At 56.2% G+C, this 2,121-nt stretch carries 1 protein-coding gene and 1 pseudogene; both read left to right on the top strand.

What is annotated here, in order from left to right; all coding sequences use genetic code 11:
• Nucleotides 1-627, top strand: a pseudogene (locus JIN85_RS20210) (hypothetical protein); the annotation flags it as partial.
• Nucleotides 628-1,117: 490 nt separating this feature from the next.
• Nucleotides 1,118-2,121: phage protease (locus JIN85_RS20205; protein WP_200274254.1), on the top strand; the 1,004-nt coding region annotated here is incomplete at its 3' end.

Below are 2,121 nucleotides of genomic sequence, written 5' to 3'. Positions count from 1 at the left end.
GAGTTCATGATCGAGGAAGGCATGGCGACCGAAGAGGAAATGTGGAACACCGAGCAATCGGACATTACCGACATCAAGAGCGAGGCGCGGTTGCGGCTGATCTTCGACACCAACGTGCGCCAGGCCTACGGCTACGGAAAGTGGAAGCAGGGCCAATCTCCGGAAGTCAAAGCCGCCTACCCAGCCGCAAGGCTGATCCGGGAAAGGGGAGTGACCACGCCACGCCCAAGGCACCAAGCGAACCTCGGCGAGATCCGCCACAAAGACGACCCATGGTGGGCACAGGAAATGAATGATCCAAAGATCGGAGGTTTTGCTGTGCCGTGGGGACCGTATGGATTCAACTCCGGCGTGGATCAGGAAGACGTGCCGCTCGAAGAATGGGAAAAGCTGCTTGCCAAGCAGAGCGCACCTCCGCCTCCAGAATCTCCCCAACCGGAACCCGGCCTGAACGAAGGCCTATCCGCGAGCACGTCCAAGATGGACCCGGAGATCAAGCGGCGGTTGCTGGCGGAACTCCGAGCAACCGGGGAAGAGCGGGCGAAGATCATAGAGGACAATGATCGGTTTTATTTGCAGCTGGAAAAGGGTGATGGCTGGTCTCAATTTCAATTAGGGAATGATTGAACAGTGATCTCCATATTAGCTTTGCCGAGCAATTCATGGATGCTTTCGACATTCGAATCGATTCGCCTTATCGGAGATAAACAAACGAAACCACTGCACGGTGTGTTTAATTGTGTGATCTCCTCTTCTCCTTCGTAAGTTGTGTAATCAATGAGTAGCTCACACTGAATCTTGAAATCGGCAACACCTGTTGTTTTTTCAATTCGGAGTTTATCAAACTCAAGAACGTCTAACCGAAGATCAGATATGCAAGCGTCTACATGGCGTCCAGGCGAGTAGATAATATCTACGAATCTTCCTCTTAATACGGATCGAAGTTCTCGTTTAAAACTGTTAGAAAATAAATCACATCTAACAACTCTGCTAAATGATTGTTCCATTAACCTCGAACACTTGCTTGATTGTGAATCCGCATCAAGTCTGAATTTGAAATAAATGGGACCACTCGCCCAGGTGGACCTTTCCTCGGCCCTGAGGCTTCGCTGGATGCGTGAAGCTTCTCATTTCTGCCGCATCTTTCCAGCCATTGCCGGACGCTGTTCCGACTGAAATCGTCTACATTCCCGAAGGCGAACACGCGATCCATCCCACGGTCGATGGCAAGCCGAAGGAAATCACCGTGAAGGTGCCGCCTCAGCGCGGAGCCGCGATTGCTGCGAGTCTTCAGGCCGATCTTTCCCGGCGCTTGGCGGATAACGTCCGACCGATCATCGACTTCGACCACAAGCACCGTGGACCGGCGGCGGGGATTCCGGCGTCGTTTCGCTATGAGGCGGGCAAGGGGATTGTGATGGCGCTCGATTGGACGCGGGCCGGACGGGAAGCGATCGAGGGCAAGGATTTCTCCTACTTCTCGCCGGAGTTCCTGCTCAACGAAGACGGCACTCCAGGTGGCTTGCCGAGCCGGGGACCACTCGGAACCCTGTGCAACAACCCGGCTTTTCGGACAATTCCCCGTATCGCCGCAAGTGACGCGGCTCCCACTCAAGAACCGAAACAACCGATCACACCCATGAGCCAATTTCTCATTCTCGCCACTTGCGGCCTCCTCAACCAATCCGAAGCTGCCCGCGACGACGCGGAAACTCTCGCCCGTCAGCGCGTCTCTGCGATGCGATCCGATGCGGAAACCCTGCGCACCGTGCAGGCGTCGCTCACCGACGTGACCGCCGAGCGCGATCAGCTAAAGACGAAGCTGCAAGCCGCCGAGACGAAGCTGGCCGACGGACGCAAGGAACAAGGCGAATCCCTTTTCCAACGTGCCGTTAAAGCGGGACTCGCCGCGCCGAAGGACGAGGTCAAAAAGGCCGAATACGTCCAGGCCGCTGAGTCGGAAAACGCGCTCGCGATCAAGTTCATGACCGAGCGGATCGAAGCCGCTGAAGCGAACCCGACCGACCCAATCGAACGGCCAATCGTCCGCGCTACGGGTCAGGATGTGCCAGGCGCAACCAACGTCGAGGCCCGGGCGAAGCAACTGGTTGCCGCCGGTGA

It is taken from the genome of Luteolibacter pohnpeiensis (assembly GCF_016595435.1).
GTDB lineage: Bacteria > Verrucomicrobiota > Verrucomicrobiia > Verrucomicrobiales > Akkermansiaceae > Luteolibacter > Luteolibacter pohnpeiensis.
Note: the sequence above shows the minus strand (reverse complement) of the source record. Positions and strands in the feature narration are given on the sequence as shown.